Source organism: Bacillus sp. CD3-5, from assembly GCF_006349665.1.
Lineage (GTDB): Bacteria > Bacillota > Bacilli > Bacillales > Bacillaceae_G > Bacillus_A > Bacillus_A paranthracis.
Genome location: NZ_VEPX01000011.1, coordinates 25,782 through 46,085, shown reverse-complemented (window position 1 = coordinate 46,085; position 20,304 = coordinate 25,782). Strand labels below are relative to the sequence as shown.

The window sequence follows — 20,304 nt, the reverse complement described above, 5'->3', positions numbered from 1 at the left end:
AACTTTCTTTCCAATATGTATAAGACATATTGAAAAGAGGAGCGAAAAAATGTGGATCGAGGAATTTTTAAAGAAGTTCCATTACCGTGTGCATTTTTGGATGAAGTAGCTTTAGATAGAAATATTCAATCGATTATAGAATTAAGTGGAAATAAGAAGATTCGTATAGCGAGTAAATCGTTACGTTCTGTTCCGGTTATGCAAAGAATTTTGGCTGCAAGTGATCGATTTCAAGGTATTATGTGTTTTTCACCTAGGGAAGCTTTATTTTTAATTGAACAAGGATTCAATGATTTATTGCTCGGATATCCTGCTTATGATGAAAGAGCGTTACATGAAATAAGTTTGCTAACAAAGCAAGGGCTCATTATAACTTGTATGGTGGATTGTGAAGATCATATTATTTATTTAGAAAAAATTGCCGAGAAGTCTAAAGGATGCTTTCGTATTTGCTTAGATATTGATATGAGTAGTCGTTTTTTTAAGTTCCCTTTTGGGGTCAAAAGATCACCGGTAAAAGATGTGCAAGGTGCTTTGAAAATAGTAAAAAGGTTGAACGAATCATCATTTTTAATACTAGATGGTGTAATGGGATATGAAGCCCAAATTGCTGGGGTAGGAGATCACATACCGAATCAACGAGTGAAAAGTAAAGTGATTTCATATTTAAAGAAGAAATCAGTGTTAGAAGTTAAAGAAAGAAGAGGACATATCGTAAAAGAAATACAAAATCTAGGTATTGAACTAAGATTCGTAAATGGGGGAGGCACAGGAAGTATAAAAACAACTGAGCAAGATCATTCAGTTTCAGAGATTACAATAGGTTCGGCTTTTTATGCCCCAAAGCTGTTTGATTATTATAAAGAGGTGCAATTTCATCCAGCTGTCGGATTTGCTTTACCAGTTGTGCGTAAACCAGCCCCAACAATTTACACTTGTCTAGGTGGCGGATATATTGCCTCAGGCGCAATTGGGAAAGATAAAGAACCTGAGATTTGGAGGCCAAATGGCGCCAAACTATTAGCTTTAGAAGGCGCTGGTGAAGTGCAAACACCGATTTTTTATAACGGTGAGGAACGAGTAGAAATAGGAGATTGTATCTTGTTTCGCCATAGTAAAGCTGGAGAGTTATGTGAGCGGTTTCCGTTTTTATATCGTGTGAAAGAAGGAGAGATTATTGGGAAGTATTCAACATATCGGGGGGATGGTCAATGCTTTCTATAAAGGGACAAAAATGGAGAAATTGGACAGGGAATGTAGAAGGAACACCGCATTATACGATGTATCCAGAAAGTATACAAGATGTAGTAGAAGTTATAGAGCTTGCGCGAAAGAAAGGGAAGAAAATTCGTGTTGTCGGTTCAGGACACTCGTTTACACCTCTTGTGCAAACGGAAGAAATTTTAGTTTCTTTAGATGAATTGAAGGGAATTGTGAATATTGATACGGAAGAAATGGTTGCCGAAGTATGGGCAGGAACAAAGTTACATGAGCTAGGGAAGTTACTTGAGGAAAAAGGTTATGCGCAAGAAAATTTAGGGGATATTGATTCGCAATCTATCGCAGGAGCAATTAGTACGGGGACGCATGGAACGGGTATTACCTTTGGAAGTTTATCAACACAAGTTATAGAGATTACCGCAGTTTTATCTACAGGTGAGAGTATGGTTTGTTCGGAAACGGAGAATGTACAATATTGGAGAGCTTTTCAGTTGTCGCTTGGAATGTTAGGTATCATTGTAAAAATAAAACTGAAGGTTATTCCAGCCTATTCACTCGTTTATAAAAGTGAAAAACAGTCATTATCTACTGTAATGAACAAGCTAGAAGAATATAAGAAGAATCGCCACTTTGAATTTTTTGTTTTTCCTTATTCAGATGAAGTGCAAGTAAAAATTACAAACGAAACAACGGGTAAAAAAAGTGATTTGAAATGGCATAAACTAAAGGTAGAGTTACTAGAAAATAAGATGTTTTCTTTGTTATCTAAAGGATGTAAATGGTTTCCTTCTATAAGTAAAGGAGTAAGTCGATTATCGGCTAAAGCTGTACCGAATACAAAAATAATTGGTCCGAGTTATGAAGTATTTGCTACATCGCGTGCGGTTCCATTTTATGAAATGGAGTATAGTGTTCCTTCAAAGTATATGCAGGCCGTTGTAGAAGAAATTTCAAACCTTATTGAAAAGAAAAAGTATAAAGTACACTTCCCAATTGAATGCCGTTATGTGAAAAGGGATGACATATGGCTCAGTCCAGCATACGGAAGGGATTCAGCGTACATTGCTGTTCATATGTATAAAGGTATGAAGTATGCTGCTTATTTTGGTGAGGTGGAGAAAATTTTTCTAAAGTATGAAGGACGCCCGCATTGGGGAAAATGCATACGTTAACGTACGAAAAATTACAAAATATATATCCAGAATTGCATTCGTTTCTAAAGGTGAGGAAATTATTAGATGAAGCAGAAATGTTTTCAAACCCTTACACAGAAAAGTTGTTTACGATTATGAAAAAAAGCTGACAAAGTATTACTTGTCAGCTTTTTTTAGTATGATCGCATTTCTTGTTTGACTAATGCGCTCGTAAAATAGTAACTTATCACGACTAAATACATGTAATAAAACATGAATAATAAATAGACCGTTAATTACGAGTTGGAATAATACTATAACTATTAATACTAAAGGTTCTTTAACATTTAAGATAGAGCTACTCGAAAGAATATAATTGATTCCGCCTAAAATGAAATAGAATATACCATAACGGATGAATAGTTCCTTCAACGTAATACGATCTGATTGTCCTTTCACGTAAATACGAAGCAATGCTTTACCGATTGTCTTTCCATTCGTAAAGTATGGAATGATAATAAAGTAAATAAAGATCGAACACGTTATGAAAATGAGTTCGTATATGTTCGTGTAAGATTGAATATTAGAAACAAAGAAAGAATTTCCTTTGTTTTTAATGACAGGTACAACGATGGATAAGAAAATCCAATCAATTTGCATCGCGATAAAGCGACGAACGAATCCGACTGGTTTCGTTTCCAAATCAATATGACTATCTAATTCGCTTGCTTTCGGAAGGAAGTACGTAAAAATTGGTGCAATGATAAAGCCGATTACGCCGCCTAATGTATTTAAAAACAGATCATCTATATCAAATAAGCGGTACGCACAATTGTATATACCGTATAGTCCAGTCACTTGTGTTAGCTCGAAAAAGAGTGAAAGACAAAAAGAAATACAAATTGTTTGTAAGAAACTACGTCGGAAATAATACCGTAAGTAAATACCGAATGGAACGGTTAATAGAACGTTAAATGCTACTTGTAAAAACGCAGATTCTTTTAATAGGTAGAAATAAGTAGCTGGTTTCGTTAAAATTGCCGAAGTATGATTACTAATTTCTTGTATGAAATAAAATGGTGATAGTTGCATGTGTTGTGTATTAGCCGGTTGTAGGCTACAAGTATCATATGTTTGTGGTAACGGCAAAATCACAAGAAAATAGGCATTTAATAAGTAAAGTAATAATGAGTACAAAATAAATGAACGCCATTTATTTAAATAACCGTACTTTCGGTAGTTAAATATTAAAAAAGGTATTAAGAGGAACATTGCTAAAATAGGAAATAAAATAAATGCTGTTTTTATTGGAAATATATATGCAGTCAAAATGAAGCTCCTTTCAATGAAAATTCGTTTATCATTATAACGTTAAAAGAAGCGTAAAACAAAATTAAAATATTTCGAAATAGAAAAAATTACAAATTTCAACGGAATTAAGTTATACTAAATTTAATATAATGATATTATGATTATTATAAGTTGAGAGAGGGTACAAAATATGCGATATGAGCTTTTTTCTGTAAGTGGGGATCATATTACAACTTTTGAAAGTGCATGGCGTTTTCAAGAGGGAGAACAGATTTTTGTTCATGATGATCAAATAAAACGAAATTTTATTATTATCCGCCTAACGCATGATGTATTTCAACAAAATAAACATGTTATTCGTTTGTATTGTCAAGAAAAGAAAGTATATGCATAAAAAAACGAGTCGTTCTAGTGTAATAGAATGACTCGCTTTTTGATTTGTAAGTTTCACCTTATAAGAAAATAAGAGTAAGTACACCTACGATAATGCAATAGAAAGAGAAATATTTTAAATTTCCTTTTGCCATAATGTTCATAAACCATTTTAATGAAATATACGTCATGATAAATGTTGCGATAAATGCAACGATATATGGTACGAATAGTGTATCTAGATTTGGATCTTTTGCAATGTCTGTAATACTTAGTAATAAACCACCTAAGCTAACAGGGATATATAGTAAGAATGAGAAACGAAGAGCCGTTTCTTGCTTCATACCAAGTAACATCGCTGCTACGATTGTTGCACCTGATCGGCTTATTCCAGGAATTAGTGCGCAAGCTTGTGCTAATCCGACGATAATTGCGTCTTTCATAGAAAGATCGCCATCATTTTTACGTCCACGCAAGTTTCTAATAATCCAAAGTCCGACAGCGGTAATAAGAAGGGAAATCCCAACCATTTTCACACCTTTTAAGTACTGATCGATGTAATCTTTAAATAAAACACCAATAACACCTGCTGGAATGGTCGCAATAACAAGGTAAATAATAAAGAAGAAATCTGATTTTGCATCTTCTGCTCTTGTAAATATATAAGATAGACCATTCTTCGTTAGACGAATTAAATCATTTCTATAAATAAGTAATACAGCTAATAATGAAGCTGAATTAACAAGTAGTTCGAAGCTAAACCCTTCTATTTTTAGTCCTAGCAAATGCTGTGCTAAAACGAGGTGACCGCTTGAAGAAATCGGAATTGGTTCTGTAAGTCCTTGGAACAGACCAAGAATTAAATATTTTAAAATGTAGTGAAATTGTTCCATAATAACCTCCCTGTTTAATAGTCGAAAGAAACAACTTGTCCATTATAACAAAGATACAGATGAATATTGAGAAGAAATAAATATTCGAAATATAATAAAAATCCCTTATAGCAGTATAAGGGATTTTTATTATTAATGAGAAACTACTGTTTCTTCAAGACTTTTCGTTAATTGAACATCGACTTTCTCAGCATCATGAATGTGATTCATAATAGTAGTATTTAACTTTTGGAACATTTGTTGTGTATTAGCGAATTCTCGTAATATATCATCATTACAAGTTTTTTGGTTTTCAATAGCTTTAATAACATTAGTAGCACCGTTTTGTAACGTTTGAATCATAATTAAAATATTTTCGATTCTAGCGTTTGTATCGGCACTCATTTCTACACCTTCATCGACTAAATGCAAATTATCTTTTGTATTATCGTATGCTTTTTCAATTTCTTCTTGAATTTTTTTCGTTAAGTTGCCGATGTTTTTTGTACTTTCAGCGGTACTTTCTGCTAGTTTTCTTACTTCATTGGCAACGACAGCGAACCCTTTACCGTGTTCTCCAGCACGAGCAGCTTCAATGCTTGCATTTAAAGCAAGTAAATTTGTTTGTGCTGCAATGTTTTGGATGACTTCTACAATTTGCTCAATTTCTTTTGAGCGTTCACTTAAATGATTCATACTATTAGACGTGCGCTGGGATTGTTCACCTAATTTATTAATTACAATAAGTAAACGATGAACAGATTCTTTTCCTTCGTTAGAACAATCAATAATTTCTTCAATAGATTGAATTAAACTTTGTTCTTTTTGTAGCATTTCGTTATTCAATTCATTGGAATGTGTAGTACGTGTTGAAACATTTTCAAAACATGAGCTTAATTGTTGAACTAAATTTTGAAGTGTATTGTGCTGGTTATTTACAAGTTGATGCTCTTGAACAACGCTTTGTACACGATCGTGGATAGAAGAAATAGTCTCTTGTTGTTCGATATCCTTTTGTTTTAATTCTGCTTCTAGTTCTTGTATACGACTTTCTAATTGATCAATTTTATGTTGGAGTGATTTCTTTTGAGTAAACATATATTTATTTCAACCGCCTTTAGAAGTTATATTTTCTCTATATTTGGATTTTAGCATCTTTTATAATTTTTAAATATAGGAATTGTTAAATATTTAAGAATCTATTACATTTTATGCATAATTCCCTTTTTTTCGTCATGAAAAATAAACTGTATTTAATGGTATTGTAAACAAACTGTAAAATAAATCATGTATAACTGTATAAGAAGGGAGTCGGATTATGAACTATTTTAAGCGAATCAGTAGTCTAGTATTAGCAGGCATTATAGGTCTTTCTAGTACAGTCGCTGTTAAAGCAGAGTCAAACGACGAGAAACTTAACAACATGCAACAGCAATTGCAGCAAAACGATGCAGAAATGCAAAAGAAAGAGCAAGAGAAGCAAGCTGTTAGTAAAGAGATTCAAGGTATCGAAAACGAACTACATAATTTAAATAATACAATTGCAAAAAATAAAGAGGATCAAGCTGCTATTCAACGTAAAATCGATGAAACACATAAGCAGATTGAACAAAAAAAGAAAGAGATTGTCGTTTTAGAGGATAAAGTCCTTGCTCGTAAGGATATTATGAGAAAACGTATGGTTTCTGTTCAAAACAGTTCAAATACAAGTTTAGTAGTAGAAGTTGTAGTAGAGTCAAAAAACTTTGCTGATTTCCTACAACGTATGAATGCAGTTTCTACTATTTTAGAAGCTGATAAAGAAATTTTACGTCTACAAGAACAAGATCTTCGTCAAATTGAAGAAGATAAGAAAACAATTGACGAGAAAGAAGCATCTTTAGTAGTAGACAAACAAAAATTAGCAAAAGCACAAGCTGAACTGCAAGATAACTTGAAAAAGCGTCAAGCTAACTTACAAACAGTTCAAGCTAAATATAATCAGGTGGCAAGCCAACTTAATTTAGCTGCAGAAGAAAAGGCTAAAATCGAATCAAACATGAAAGCAGTACAAGAAACAATTGCTCGTGAGCAAGAAGCAGCAAGAATTGCAGCGGAAGAGCGTGCGAAAGCAGAAGCAGCTGCAAAAGCTGAGCAAGAAGCTTTAGCGAAAGCGCAAGCGGAAATTGCTGAAAAGCAAAAGCAAGCAAAAGCTAGTAAACCAGCTGATAAACCAGCTGAACCAGTTACTAATAATAATTCGAAGGTAGAACCTCCACAACCTGAACCATCTCCTAAGCCAACTGCTGGTGGGAAAGAAATTTATGTAGAAGCTACAGCTTATACAGCTGATCCAGCGGAAAATGGTTATGCGCCAGGTCAACAAGTATTTTCTGCATGGGGACACTATAATTTAACTGCAAATCCAGGAATGAAATTAATTGCTGTAGATCCAAAAGTTATTCCATTAGGTAAAACTGTAAATGTTGAAGGTTATGGAGTCGCAATTGCAGCAGATACTGGTGGAGCGATTAAAGGTAACAGAATTGATGTGTTAATGCCTGATAAAGGGTCTTCTAGTCAATGGGGAAGAAAAATCGTTAAAGTTACAATTTTAAACTAACACGTAATCCAACTTTACAATACGTAGAGTTGGATTTTTTTATAAAAACAATGTTAAGTTGAGTTTACATTTTGTTAAGGATAGCATACAATGATGGTGAGAGGTGGTAAATTTGACCATTTTAAATAGAGTGAAGGAATTAAGAGCTCGATTTAATTTTTCGCAAAGTGTATTAGCAGAAAAGGTTGGAGTGACGAGACAAACAATCGCGGCAATTGAAAAAGGGGATTATGTTCCTTCATTGTTATTAGCGCTTACGATTTGCGATGTGTTCGAGCTCAAGATGGAAGATGTGTTTGTTTTAAATAAGGAGGGGGAAGAGGATGAATAGACTTGTATTTTCCTATATGTTGAATGTACTCTTAATGGTATTAGCAGGTTGGGCATTTATTGAGTTGTATTATTTTACTATCGAAGTTGCGAATTTTATTCAAACGAAGAGGGTACCATTTGAAGTTTCGGTGAGTTTAATGCCAATAGGATTGCTTCTAATATTTGGTATTGTATCGACTATTCTTTATAAAATTCAAAAGAAAAAATATAAAGAGCTATCATATTGGATGTTTCCACTATTATTTCCTCAAGAAGATGAGCGGGAAAAGGCAATTACAGAAAAGGCTTGTCGTACTACATTTATGTCACTATGGTACGTGTTGCCTTGTGCGGTTGGTTTTTTAACGCTTTCTCCCATTGCTAATCTATATGTTCCTGCATATCCAATATATATTGCATTTAGTATTTTCTTTATTCAAATGACAATTTTCCACGTATCTTTATATCGAAATAAAATCGCTTAAAAAGAAACCTTCTTGCATCAGCAAGAAGGTTTCTTTTCAGCTTACACTTGTACATATAGCAATATTATCTTATCATTTTATATAGAGTAAGATTTTGTAAGGGAAAGGAATTGTATATGAATAAGCAAAGAATTTATAGTATAGTAGCAATCCTCCTATTTGTTGTAGGTGGTGTATTAATCGGCAAGCCATTTTATGATGGATATCAAGCTGAAAAGAAACAGACTGAAAATGTACAGGCTGTCCAAAATATGGATTATGAAAAACATGAGACGGAATTTGTAGATGCTTCGAAAATTAATCAACCAGACTTGGCAGAAGTAGCGAACGCATCTTTAGATAAGAAACAAGTAATTGGTCGTATTTCGATTCCAAGTGTTTCATTAGAACTTCCTGTTTTAAAGTCTTCTACTGAGAAAAACCTATTATCAGGTGCAGCAACAGTAAAAGAAAATCAAGTAATGGGAAAAGGGAATTATGCATTAGCAGGACATAACATGTCTAAAAAAGGTGTTTTATTTAGTGATATAGCGTCTCTAAAAAAAGGCGATAAAATTTATTTGTATGATAATGAAAATGAATATGAATATGTGGTTACTGGTGTATCTGAAGTAACTCCTGATAAATGGGAAGTTGTTGAGGATCACGGGAAAGATGAAATAACACTAATTACATGTGTATCTGTGAAAGATAATTCTAAACGTTATGTTGTTGCTGGTGATTTAGTAGGAACGAAGGCGAAGAAATAAAAAAGATGAGGGGAAATCCCTCATCTTTTTTAATCCATCCATTTTACTAACTTCTTAGAAATTAATAATAAAACACAACCTAAAACGATTGCTACAGCGCCAATTACTGTAAATACTTCAGCATATCCAAGTGAAGTTGTGAAGCTTGCAAGTTGTCCACCTAAAATGTTAGCAATACCTGAGCTTGCTAACCATACTCCCATTAATAAAGAAGCAAGTTTTACTGGGGCAAGTGCACTAACCATTGATAGTCCAACAGGTGATAAGAATAGCTCACCTAACGTATGGAAAAGATACGTAAAGACGATAAATAGTAAGTTTGCTTTTTCTGTAATGTTATGTTCATCACTACCAGTTTTTAATGTAGCGATAACGAGAATGATATAACCGATACCGAGCAAAATCATACCAAGTCCCATTTTAGTTGGGATTTTTAAATCCCCGCGCTTGCGAGTTGCAAGTTTTGCCCATAATGCTGAAATGACTGGAGCAAGTAAAATAATAAATAATGGATTGACCGATTGGAACCAAGATGTTGGAACTTCCCATCCGAACACAGAGCGGTCTACAAATTTGTTTGTATATAGTGTTAATGAGCTACCAGCTTGTTCAAAGCCAGCCCAGAAGAAGACAACGAAGCATGTTAAAATGACGATAACTGCAGTACGCTGCTTTTCTTTTTTTGTTAACGGTGTATCTCCTACTGATGGTTGTCCATCTGTTGTTTGTAAATCGCGAGTTGGTTTTTTACCGATATCGCCAAGGAAGCGATTTGATAGTGTTGTAAATAAAATTTGTCCAATGATCATTCCGATTGAAGCGGCTAAGAATCCGTAACGGAATCCGTAATGTACAACGCCATCAACCGTTGTTTTGAATAAATTTTCTGATAAAAATCCACAAACGAGTGGAGCTAAAAATGACCCGACGTTAATACCCATATAGAAAATAGTAAATGCACTGTCACGTTTTGGATCGTTCTCTTCGTATAATTCTCCAACAAGTGTAGAGATATTCGGTTTGAAGAATCCATTACCGATAATAATAAGCGCTAATCCGAGGTATAGGCCGATTTGGTTTTGCATGGCAAATAGTGTAAGGTTACCGATTGCCATTGTTATACCACCAATTGTGATTGCTTTTCGTCTACCTAGGAACCGGTCTGTTAAGTATCCACCAATCATTGGTGTGAAATAACAGGCTCCAGTGTAAAATCCGTAAATGGAGAGTGCCCATGCAGGACTAAACCCAAGACCACCGCTTACTAAAGCTGTCGTTAAATATAATGTTAATAATCCTCGTAATCCATAGTAACTAAATCTTTCCCACATTTCTGTAAAGAAGAGTAAGTATAAACCTGGAGGATGTTTCTTTTTTCTTTGTTGTTCTCTTTCTAGTTGTATCGCTGATTCCATGTTATTTTCCTCCTGACACAAACAAAAACAAAGTTAATAATTTTGTACATTTAATATTTTACCTTATTAACTATTATAAGTCAATAAAGGTTGATTTTTCAGAAGAAATTGGAAAAGAGATATAGCTATAGAATGGGTGTTTCTTTTATGTTAGACTATGGACTATGTTTTCTTTGTGATGAAGCGGTTTACTGCAATTTTTTATATGTGAAATTGATTTCATAAAAGATGAAATTAAAGAAGGAGAAAGAAATGAAATTGTTACAGAAAAAAGAAATTTTACTTATTAGTCTTATGTTATTCTCGATGTTCTTTGGCGCGGGGAATCTTATATTCCCACCTTTCCTTGGGTATGAAGCAGGGGAACATGTGTGGATTTCGTTAGTAGGGTTTATTATATCAGCAACAGGTCTTCCTATATTGGGAGTTATTGCGATTGCGAAAGCAGGAAGTTTTCAAGCACTAGCGGGTAGGGTTCATTCTTCATTCGCTATTATTTTCCCGTGTATCGTGTATGTATTTATTGGACCAGGACTTGGTATACCACGTGCAGGAAGTTTAGCTTTTGAAATGGGGCCAGGTCAGTTTTTCCCAGAAGCGGGAAGCATAATTTTATTATGTTACACGGTTATTTTCTTTAGTATCGTGTACTGGTTAAGTTTATCACCGTCTAAATTAATGGGGTTGTTCGGAAAGGTTTTAACACCGTTATTATTAGGTATGATTGCTCTTATCTTTATAAAGAGCATGTTTACATCAGTAGGTAGTGTGAAAGAGGCTGCTGGAAACTATGGACAAGCACCTATGTTCCAAGGATTTTTAGATGGATATTTAACGATGGATGCATTAGCAGCTTTAATTTTTGGGATTGTGATTGCAAATGCTCTTCGTGCAAAAGGTATTGAAGATGATAAAGGTTTAGCGAAATATATGAGTATTGCTGGAATTGGAGCGGGACTATTATTATCTATTATTTACGTCATACTTGGATATGTCGGTTCAATAAGTGGCTCATTGGGGAAATTTGATAATGGTGCACAAGTGTTAGCGCAAGTGATGACTACATTATTTGGACAAGGAGGGGTCGTTTTATTAGGTCTTATTTTTACGATCGCGTGTTTATGTGTGTCAATCGGACTTGTTACATCTTGTAGTCAATTTTTCACAAGTGCATTTCCAAAAGTAGCGTATAAAGTTTGGGCATTTATATTAAGTTTGGTTAGTATGATTTTAGCTAATTTAGGATTAACACAAATTTTAAAAGTATCAGTACCGATTCTTGGATTTATTTATCCAGTTGCATTAACGCTTATTATTTTAGGGCTATTCCATAAGTATATTGAGAAGTATGCATACGTATATACAGTAACTGTTGGAATTGTAGCGGTGTTTAGTGCAGTTGATATTTTCAATAAAAATGTAATGTTGAATCAATGGACATCAGTATTAAAGTACATTCCGTTTTATACAGAAGGTGTAGGATGGATTGTTCCAGCTATTATGGGTGCTTGTATTGGTGTTATCGTGAGTATTGTTATAAATAAGAATCAATAAGTAAAAGGTGTTTTCCTATTTCGGAAAACACCTTTCTTTTTTGGAAAAATGGTATTGAAAATGAATAGACTAAGAGTATGATAAAGATAATTGGTAATATATAGGTTTCGAATGAATGGTGAGGGGGGAGCGTATGAAGGAAGATTTTAATAAGAAAATAGAAGCGCTCGAAATGGCAATTGAAACAATTCAAGAAGCACTTTTTGAATTGAAAGCAAAACAAAAAGAAATAGAAGTAGAAAATGCTCAGCAACATGTTAGTAAGGAAAAGAAAGAACATATTGAAACGGTAACGGAAGAAAAATCTAAAGAAGAAGTAGTTATAATAAAAGAGCCCGTGCAAGAACGTGAGGTAAAACAAGTAGATATATCTGCTTTTAAACCAGAACCATTTAATATTATTAAGTTTTGCCAAACGTGGTTACCACGCATATTTGTCGGTATTATGTTGCTTGGAGTAATCTGGTTATTTAAAGCAGGGGTAGATGCTGGATTATTAACACCAGCAATACGAATTGTGTTTGGTATTGTCCTATCAATCGGTTTTTATTATATAGGGGATATTCAAATTAAACGAGAGCGGCAAGCGTTAGGATTAGTATTAGCAGGAGGAAGTATTACGGGTATAGTTTTAACGACATTTGCGGCACATTATTTATATGGATTTATTCCAGCGAGTGTCGCGTTTCTATGTAATATCGCATGGGTCATTTTAGGTATTTATATAGCGAAGAGGTATCAATCGGAATATCTTACTATCTTCGTAGCGGTAGGAGCTTTCTTCGTGCCATTCTTATTAAATAGTACGACTCCTAATCCGTATATTTTCTTTGGATATGAGACGATACTAACACTTAGCTTATTATGGTATGCCCTGAAAAATCGTTATCAGTATTTATATATGATTTCTTATGCTGTTGCTGCTATTGTCCTTTTTGTCTTCTTTGCTATTATGTCAATGTTAGTAAAGGATTTGCAAGTACAGTTAACGGTTGTTTATGGTTTAATTCACTTACTATTATTTTGGCATATGTTTACGGAGAGAAGTTTTATAGTAGAGCCACGCTTGGCGATATTTAGTGCGAATGCAGTTTTCTTTATATTAGCCATTTCAAAAATACATGAATTTACAACATGGGGATTAATGATTAGTGCGCTTGTGCATGCTATTATGTTCGTGTTTGAATATAGGAAGAATCGATATTCTACATTTACCAATCTTTTATTTGGTTTCGCAATGGGAGCATTTAGTTTAGCTATTTTATATGAGTATAGTTTAGTGAATGCAGCGATTGTATTATTATTACAAGGTTTCCTCGGTATGGTGACTGCTATTAAAGTAAAACAACAAATAAAATTGTATGTTAGTGCGACGATTTATGCGATTGGAATGATACAGACTATTTTTAGTCCATTTGATCATTTCTTTTCAGCTGGGTTTGTTGCTCATATTATTTTAATAGGTACATTTTATTACTGCATGAAACAAGCGAAAGATGTGTTAAAGAGTTTTGGAAAATACGTTTATTCTATAGCACTCTATTGGTTTATGGTTATCATATTTATTGCAATTACTAGAGTCGGTGAAGTGCTTTCTACAGATGGAAGTATAATAAGCGTATCTGTATCCTTATTATGGATGGTATATGCATTATTTGCAGTTTGGCTTGGCCGGAATAAAAATATGAATGAAATATTATATGCCGGCTTAGTCGTGTTAGTCGTAACGATAGGAAAGCTATTCCTTCTAGACTTACCAGAAGTTTCAATGATGATTAGGGCAGTGTTATTCTTAATCGTAGGAAGTATAGGCATCGTTATTTCAAGAATGTTTTTCTCAAAAGAAGAGAAATGAGAAGAAGGCAATCCATATCCGGATTGCCTTTTTCATTATTTCTTATTAATCGTTACAGTCTCACTATATTTCGCTGTTGTATTTTGACGTAGACGAAGTGTTGCTTGTCCAGTCGTATTTGGATCGATTTGTACGTTCACAATTTTTTCAGCAGAACCTAAGCTGTTTGTTGTGAAAGAAAATGCACTACTATATCCGAAAGTAGATGGCCAAGTGCCGTTTGTATTTTGAACTTTTGCTACTTGTGTACCGCCAGTAGTGAATATACCTAAAGAGTAATTATTGTATGTTGTGTTTGGTAATAAGTTATTTACTTGAATTTTCATTTGGAACACTTCATTGTTTGGTAGAGTGCTAGGGTGTGTAACTACGTAGTCATTTGCTGTTACTGCACCGTTATAGCCATATGAACCAGGTTTAAAAGTATTTGTATTAAACCATTGATAACCTGCATTTGGCGCACTCCAAGGTTCAGGTTGTGGCTCAGTTGATAAGCTTGGTTGTTCAAATGTTTGTAAAGTGGTAGGTAAATCAAGTTGTAAACCATTTACTTGGTCTAAACTTGTAAATGTTTCTTTATTCGATAGCCAATTTACGATATTTTCTAGTAAAATCGCATCGTTTTCTTCTTTATATCCATCGTAAGTTTTCTTTGTTTGGCCAGAGTCTTCACGAACGTATTTTGGCGTAGCATCTTCAACAGGAGAAGAGTCTCCAATAAAGGCAGCTTTTCCAAGTCCTACTTTTGCGATAGCAGCATAAGGACCCTCTGCAACACCACCGCCGTTATACACACCGCTATCAACAGCGTTATTCCATTTTGCTGGGTTTTCTGGAAGATAAACAAGTCCTTTTGCTAGTTTTGGATTTGTAATTGCTAAAGTAGAACCAGCATGCATTGCTACAGATGAAACCCCTTCTGTAATTCCGAATGATTGTTCAGGTGATACAATATTTTTAGCGGAAACATCGCCGATTGCGTTATAGCGGAAGCGAATACCGAAGTTGTCAGATAGCCAATCAGAGCTTTCTACTCCTTGCATAGCTTGTGAATTAGCTTCTTCGTTAGACATTCCTTTTGCTGGATTATCCCAAGCACCGCGTCTATATCCGTTAAATACTTCAGAAGAGTCCCAACGATTTTTATTACGATCTGCATTATAATGATCGGCAATGAAGAAGATACTACCGCCATTTTTCACGTATTGTAACATAGCATCTTGTTCAGATTTTTTGTAAGGAATATTTGCTTCTGGAACGATAAACACATTGTAGTCTTTTAAGTCTTCGTATGTAATCGGTGTTGATTTACGAAGTTCTTTTACATGATAGCCGTTTTGGGCAATGCCGTTTCCGAAATCAGAAAAGCCACCATCGATAACCCAGTCAGCAGTCCCGGCAGTTTGACCGTGTGTATTATCGAATAATACTTTTTTCCCATTGTTTTGATTTACAACTTTTGCAGCAATTTCAGGAGCTGGGTCTACAGAGCTTTCGGCATAAGTAGATGGTATGAACGAAGCCCCTATACTTAGTGTAATTGCTGTTGCTAAAGAAAATGTAATCCATTTTTTATTCTTCATAGAAGAATCCCCCTAATAATAAATATATGTGCTTTAATAATGTAATTTATTTTTCTGTAAAAATAAAGACGGAAAACATAAAAAATATTAAAAATTTGTAAAAATACCGTGAATTTTGTTGAGAAATATTTATATAGATATAAAAACATCCCTTCCAAGTAATAAGGAAGGGATGTTTTGTTTAACTAATTTTTGAATTAGGTGTTTCATCAATTTTATGAAAACCTTTCATGTAATACACGATAGCTAAACCAATAAGCCAAATTGGGCCAACAATCAATGCAATTCTTGTATCTTCTGAATACGCCATTATACATAAGACTAGTGCAAGGAAAGCGAGTGAGAAGTATGAACTTATTGGGTATAAAGGCATTTTATACGATAACTTTTGTTTGTTTTGCGCAGGTAAACTTTTACGGAACTTAATTTGAGCGACTAATATAATACCCCAAGTCCAAATTGCCCCGAAAGTTGAAATACTAGTGAGCCATGTAAATACTTTTGCGGGCACAAGATAGTTTAATATAACACCAACGAGTAAAACGATTGCTGTTACTACAATTCCGTGGCTTGGAATGCCATTTTTATTTAAACGACCGAATCTTTCCGGAGCTTTTTTCTGCTGAGCTAATGTATACAGCATACGGCCTGTACTAAATAAACCACCATTACAAGAAGAAAGAGCTGCTGTTAATACGACAAAGTTAATAATTCCTGCTGCTTTTGCGATACCGATTTGCTGGAATGTTAATACAAATGGACTTCCTTTCTCACCAAGTTCGTTCCATGGATAAATTGCCATCATAACGAATAGAGCCCCAACGTAGAACAGTAATATTCTCCAAAATACGTTATCGATTGCTTTTGCGAGTGTTTTTTTCGGGTTTTGCGCTTCACCCGCTGTAACGCCGATTAATTCAACGCCTAAATAAGCGAATAATACCATTTGCATGGAGAGGAGTAACCCAGAAAAACCATTTGGGAACCAGCCACCATGTGACCAAAGGTTTGAAATGCCAGTAGCGATACCACCGTTTCCGAAGCCAAATAAAATAATACCAGCCCCAACTACTATCATACAGATAATTGTGACAATTTTAATGAGAGCAAACCAAAATTCAAGTTCTCCAAATACTTTTACAGATAAAAAGTTGAAAGCACTCATTAATAATAGAGCGAGTAAAGCCCAAGTCCAGCGCGGAATATCTGGGAACCAGTACTGCATGTAAATGCCAGCAGCCGTAATTTCAGCCATGCAAGTAACAACCCATAAGAACCAGTAGTTCCAACCGGTAATATAGCCAGCTAGTGGTCCAAGATAATCATATGCATATTTACTAAAAGAGCCAGCAACAGGTTGTTCAATTGCCATTTCTCCGAGTGCTCGCATAATGAAAAAAATAACGAGTCCAGCAATCATATAGCCTAGTAAAATAGAAGGACCAGCTAGTTTAATAGCAGAAGCAGATCCTAAAAATAGTCCAACGCCAATAGCTGAACCGAGTGACATTAAAGTAATATGTCGTTCTTTTAAGCCTCGGTTTAAAGTTCCAGATTTGTTTGTGTGCTGCATAAGAAGAATCCCCCTTGTAGAGTGAACGATATTTGAATGCGTTTACTAAATATTTAACTATTTCAAATTATAAAACATTTCCATCTGTTATGCTACAAAAATAATCAATATTAACTGTACTACATCTGTGCTTGTCAGACTTAAACTTAAAATTCGAACTATTAGCGAATATATTGACTCTTCTTTTTATTGATTGTTAAGATTAAGTATTATATTTTCTCACATACTAGTAAGAAAAGAATGTGTGATAATAATTCAGATGTAGGAAGGGTACATAACCATGTTTCAATTACAAAAATATAACACTTCTGTGAAGCAAGAGCTTTTAGCTGGCATCACAACTTTTTTTACATTTGCGTATATTCTTGTCATCAATCCGAAAATATTATCTGATGCAGGTGTACCATTTGATCAAGCTTTTACGGCAACTATTATTGCGACTGTTGTAGGGACGTTATGTATGGCGTTTTTAGCTAACTATCCAATTGTTATTGCTCCAGCTATGGGAATGAATGCGTATTTTGCTTATTCTGTTGTTCAACAGGCAGAGGGGATTACATATGTCATTGCGTTTTCAGCAGTATTTGTAACAGGTATCATTTTTCTTTTATTATCTTTCACTTCATTTAGGCAAAAGCTAATTGTCGCAATTCCTGACAGTTTAAAACATGCAATTGCAGGTGGAATTGGGTTATTTATTGCTTTTATTGGATTACGTCTATCTGGAATTATCGTTGATCATCCATCTAACTTAGTTACGATTGGTGATTTCCATTCTCCAGCCGTTATTTTAACTTTAATTGGTTTGATTTTAGCGGCGGTATTAATGACATTGCGTGTGAGCGGTGCATTATTTATTAGTATGATTGTGACAGGAATTATCGCCTTCTTTACAGGGCAGCTGAAGTTTACGGATAAAATTGTTGCGATGCCTCATTTACCAGAGGGGATTATCGTTTCAAATCCAATCAACGCCTTTTCAGATGTAATTGAATACGGATTATATGGCGTTGTATTTTCATTTTTACTTGTACTGTTATTTGATACAACAGGAGCATTACTCGGTTTAATTAAACAAGCAGGTTTAATTACAGATAATACAGAGAAACGTTTTGGTAAAGCATTTATTGCGGATGCAATTGGCGGTACTACAGGCTCTATCTTTGGGACAAGCCCAACAGCAGCGACGATTGAATCGTCAGCTGGTATTGCTGCAGGTGGTAAAACAGGATTAACAGGTATTGTAGTAGTCGGCCTAACGATTATAACAGCATTCTTTAGCCCTGTTATTGCTTCTTTATCAAGCGTAGCCGCTATTACAGCTCCTTCATTAATTATTGTCGGTAGTTTAATGGCACAAAGTATTCGTGATATTAATTGGAATGAATTTGAAGATGCATTACCAGCATTTTTAATTTTCGTTGGTATCCCGTTAACGTCTAGTATTGCGAATGGAATTGCAATTGGATTTTTAGTGTATCCAGTCTTAAAAATTGTGAAAGGGAAAGGGATGGAAGTACATCCATTACTATACTTATTTACAATTTTATTTGGATGTCATTTATTCTTATAATATAGGAGAGGGGGCTTCTTATGAGAGGCTCCTTTTTTGTGTATAATAAAGTGAAACTATAATCAGTGGGGGGCTGTTCATCCCCCACTGATTATTAGTTGAACCAATCGGGCTTTTATGGGCAGTTTGACTCTCTCTGGATATCTGGTTATTAGCTTAATTATTAGGAGGGAGTCTTACTGCCCGTTAATGCGGGGTAAAGTGAAACTATAATCAATCACGCAAAATATAAATTACTTAATGGAATATATATGTTACAATAAGGTGGAGGAGGAACATGAATGGCTGTAAGTAAAATAAAAGTCGCGCGTGTTCAGTTAGATTTAACACAGCAACAATTAGCAGAAAAAGTAGGTGTTACAAGGCAAACGATTAGTTTAATTGAGAAGGGGAAATACAATCCATCGTTAGATTTGTGTTTGAAAATTTGTTATGCGGTAGACAAAACATTAAATGATTTATTTTGGGAGGAAGAGGAGTGAGGGGATGAGGATTGTGAAAGATGAACGTTTAATGATTGAGGGGCTAAAGCATATTAGGCTCGTTTTCATCTTACAAAATATCGTCATACTAGGTATTGTTTTTTATCGCTACGTTTTGCAAGATGCAGGATATGAAAGTGTTTCGGATTTATTAATGATATTTATGTGCGGGATAATAGGGATTAACTTTTTAAACTTAAAAAACTCGGTGCAAGTGTATGAGCATACGGGCGGAGTATCACGTAGCTATTTTATGAAACTATTATTCATTCCGGTAAGTATTATTATTGGGATTGTAGCTATTTGTATCGTTGTCACACCAGATATTTCGATAAAGGAAATTAGTATGACAGGACTTATTATGTTTGCTTGTTTTTTAGTTCCTAGTCTGTTTATATACATATATATGAAAAAGATAAAAAGTGAAGATTGAAATATAAGAAAAGCTTTCCCGTATTGCGGAAAGCTTTTCTTATATTCTTTTATACAGTACTTTATGAAGGCCAATTGGTTCAATTTCAAAGATTTCACCATGTTCTTGGAAGCCTAAGCGCTTGTAATAGTCAGCTACAGTAATTCGGCCATTACACCATAACATATTTGCTCGACGCTCTTGTAAGATTTGTTCTGCTTTCTGAATTAAGGAGCTTCCAGCGTAGTTGTTTCGAAACTCAGGCAATGTGGCCATTCCTCGTAGACGATAATGCATACCTGCTTGTAAGTCGGGATGCATTTCCTTTGAGAAAGAAGCGATACTAATAAGTTGATCGTTTATAAATGCGCCTAAGTGAAAGGTATCTGTTTCATAGTCTGAAGGGTATTTACAATCTGCTAATGTTTGACTCGGGCGCAAAATTTTTTGACGTAATACGTAAGTTTCAGATCCATCAATATTTTTCACGGTAAGCATAGTAACATCCTTTCTTATAACGCTTTTTCTGTTAATTGTATAAAGAAATAGGCAGGTGCGGCGAAAAGTCCGAGTATACTAGCGGTTCCGAGAAGGAGTGAAAGTAAGAGGCAAGAGTATTTTATTCCATTTGATTTTTTCCATCCGTAACTACAAATTTCAATACTAACACCGATGAGAATAATGGCACCTAATATTTCCGCTAATAATAAAAGAGCTAAAGTTACAATAGACATAATGTGATCCATCCTCATAATATGTGATAGTAACATTTTACCATATGAAATGGAAAAAAATGCCCC

General features: G+C 34.6%; 19 protein-coding genes and 1 pseudogene. 12 read left to right on the top strand and 8 right to left on the bottom strand.

The window, feature by feature from the left end:
- Nucleotides 1-51 precede the first annotated feature (51 nt).
- Both FH036_RS19575 and FH036_RS19570 read left to right on the top strand, forming a co-directional pair.
- Entirely contained in the window at nucleotides 52-1,224 is a 1,173-nt protein-coding gene (locus tag FH036_RS19575) for an amino acid deaminase/aldolase (RefSeq protein ID WP_139896139.1), read from the top strand.
- A pseudogene (locus FH036_RS19570) lies at nucleotides 1,212-2,524 on the top strand (D-arabinono-1,4-lactone oxidase). The gene FH036_RS19575 and the pseudogene FH036_RS19570 overlap by 13 nt, the downstream one beginning before the upstream one ends.
- Nucleotides 2,525-2,531: 7 nt before the next feature.
- On the opposite strand, the gene FH036_RS19565 reads toward FH036_RS19570, so the two are convergent.
- A complete protein-coding gene (locus FH036_RS19565) occupies nucleotides 2,532-3,683 on the bottom strand; it encodes a VanZ family protein (protein ID WP_000127969.1) in 1,152 nt (383 codons plus the stop codon).
- A 172-nt stretch (nucleotides 3,684-3,855) separates the two neighbouring features.
- Here FH036_RS19565 and FH036_RS19560 point away from each other — a divergent pair, with 172 nt between their 5' ends.
- The gene (locus tag FH036_RS19560) at nucleotides 3,856-4,059 is read left to right on the top strand and encodes a hypothetical protein (RefSeq protein ID WP_001268330.1); all 204 of its coding nucleotides are present in this window, start codon (nucleotides 3,856-3,858) and stop codon (nucleotides 4,057-4,059) included.
- A gap of 58 nt (nucleotides 4,060-4,117) precedes the next feature.
- Here the strand turns inward: FH036_RS19560 and FH036_RS19555 are convergent, their stop codons facing one another.
- The gene (locus FH036_RS19555) at nucleotides 4,118-4,930 is read right to left on the bottom strand and encodes an undecaprenyl-diphosphate phosphatase (protein ID WP_044791332.1); all 813 of its coding nucleotides are present in this window, start codon (nucleotides 4,928-4,930) and stop codon (nucleotides 4,118-4,120) included.
- Between the two features lie 132 nt (nucleotides 4,931-5,062).
- Nucleotides 5,063-5,743, bottom strand: a complete 681-nt coding sequence (locus tag FH036_RS19550; protein ID WP_372465543.1) for a methyl-accepting chemotaxis protein — start codon at nucleotides 5,741-5,743, stop codon at nucleotides 5,063-5,065.
- Nucleotides 5,744-6,227: 484 nt separating this feature from the next.
- Between FH036_RS19550 and FH036_RS19545 the strand changes: the two genes are divergently transcribed.
- The 4 genes from FH036_RS19545 (at nucleotide 6,228) to FH036_RS19530 (ending at nucleotide 9,057) form a co-directional block, all read left to right on the top strand.
- A complete protein-coding gene (locus tag FH036_RS19545; RefSeq protein ID WP_044791328.1) occupies nucleotides 6,228-7,511 on the top strand; it encodes a 3D domain-containing protein in 1,284 nt (427 codons plus the stop codon).
- A gap of 112 nt (nucleotides 7,512-7,623) precedes the next feature.
- Nucleotides 7,624-7,842, top strand: coding sequence for a helix-turn-helix transcriptional regulator (locus FH036_RS19540; protein ID WP_000154009.1), 219 nt, complete (start codon nucleotides 7,624-7,626; stop codon nucleotides 7,840-7,842).
- On the top strand, nucleotides 7,835-8,308 hold the full coding sequence (locus FH036_RS19535) for a DUF2178 domain-containing protein (protein ID WP_138322472.1): 474 nt from the start codon (nucleotides 7,835-7,837) through the stop codon (nucleotides 8,306-8,308). Before FH036_RS19540 ends, FH036_RS19535 begins: the two co-directional genes overlap by 8 nt.
- Nucleotides 8,309-8,424: 116 nt before the next feature.
- Nucleotides 8,425-9,057: a class A sortase gene (locus FH036_RS19530; RefSeq protein WP_044791446.1), complete on the top strand. Its 633-nt coding sequence runs from the start codon at nucleotides 8,425-8,427 to the stop codon at nucleotides 9,055-9,057.
- Between the two features lie 29 nt (nucleotides 9,058-9,086).
- On the opposite strand, the gene FH036_RS19525 is transcribed toward FH036_RS19530, so the two are convergent.
- Nucleotides 9,087-10,472 carry a peptide MFS transporter gene (locus FH036_RS19525; protein WP_000443149.1) on the bottom strand — a complete coding sequence of 462 codons (1,386 nt, stop codon included), beginning with the start codon at nucleotides 10,470-10,472 and terminating at the stop codon, nucleotides 9,087-9,089.
- Nucleotides 10,473-10,724: 252 nt separating this feature from the next.
- Here FH036_RS19525 and brnQ1 point away from each other — a divergent pair, with 252 nt between their 5' ends.
- Nucleotides 10,725-12,026 carry a branched-chain amino acid transport system II carrier protein BrnQ1 gene (gene brnQ1 / locus FH036_RS19520; RefSeq protein WP_139896138.1) on the top strand — a complete coding sequence of 434 codons (1,302 nt, stop codon included), beginning with the start codon at nucleotides 10,725-10,727 and terminating at the stop codon, nucleotides 12,024-12,026.
- Between the two features lie 133 nt (nucleotides 12,027-12,159).
- A complete protein-coding gene (locus FH036_RS19515; protein WP_139896137.1) occupies nucleotides 12,160-13,881 on the top strand; it encodes a DUF2339 domain-containing protein in 1,722 nt (573 codons plus the stop codon).
- A 35-nt stretch (nucleotides 13,882-13,916) separates the two neighbouring features.
- On the opposite strand, the gene FH036_RS19510 is transcribed toward FH036_RS19515, so the two are convergent.
- Both FH036_RS19510 and FH036_RS19505 read right to left on the bottom strand, forming a co-directional pair.
- Complete coding sequence (locus tag FH036_RS19510) at nucleotides 13,917-15,464, bottom strand: DNA-binding protein (RefSeq protein WP_000791496.1); 1,548 nt, start codon at nucleotides 15,462-15,464, stop codon at nucleotides 13,917-13,919.
- Between the two features lie 181 nt (nucleotides 15,465-15,645).
- Complete coding sequence (locus FH036_RS19505; protein ID WP_139896136.1) at nucleotides 15,646-17,037, bottom strand: amino acid permease; 1,392 nt, start codon at nucleotides 17,035-17,037, stop codon at nucleotides 15,646-15,648.
- Between the two features lie 280 nt (nucleotides 17,038-17,317).
- Between FH036_RS19505 and FH036_RS19500 the strand changes: the two genes are divergently transcribed.
- From FH036_RS19500 to FH036_RS19490, 3 genes are all read left to right on the top strand, one after another.
- Nucleotides 17,318-18,610 carry an NCS2 family permease gene (locus tag FH036_RS19500; protein WP_000487209.1) on the top strand — a complete coding sequence of 431 codons (1,293 nt, stop codon included), beginning with the start codon at nucleotides 17,318-17,320 and terminating at the stop codon, nucleotides 18,608-18,610.
- Nucleotides 18,611-18,891: 281 nt separating this feature from the next.
- Nucleotides 18,892-19,092 carry a helix-turn-helix transcriptional regulator gene (locus FH036_RS19495; RefSeq protein ID WP_000301181.1) on the top strand — a complete coding sequence of 67 codons (201 nt, stop codon included), beginning with the start codon at nucleotides 18,892-18,894 and terminating at the stop codon, nucleotides 19,090-19,092.
- Nucleotides 19,093-19,096: 4 nt separating this feature from the next.
- Complete coding sequence (locus FH036_RS19490; protein ID WP_070805245.1) at nucleotides 19,097-19,525, top strand: hypothetical protein; 429 nt, start codon at nucleotides 19,097-19,099, stop codon at nucleotides 19,523-19,525.
- Between the two features lie 39 nt (nucleotides 19,526-19,564).
- On the opposite strand, the gene FH036_RS19485 is transcribed toward FH036_RS19490, so the two are convergent.
- Both FH036_RS19485 and FH036_RS19480 read right to left on the bottom strand, forming a co-directional pair.
- Nucleotides 19,565-20,002: a GNAT family N-acetyltransferase gene (locus tag FH036_RS19485; protein ID WP_000958641.1), complete on the bottom strand. Its 438-nt coding sequence runs from the start codon at nucleotides 20,000-20,002 to the stop codon at nucleotides 19,565-19,567.
- A gap of 14 nt (nucleotides 20,003-20,016) precedes the next feature.
- On the bottom strand, nucleotides 20,017-20,274 hold the full coding sequence (locus FH036_RS19480) for a DUF4022 family protein (RefSeq protein WP_011040011.1): 258 nt from the start codon (nucleotides 20,272-20,274) through the stop codon (nucleotides 20,017-20,019).
- Between the last annotated feature and the right edge of the window lie 30 nt (nucleotides 20,275-20,304).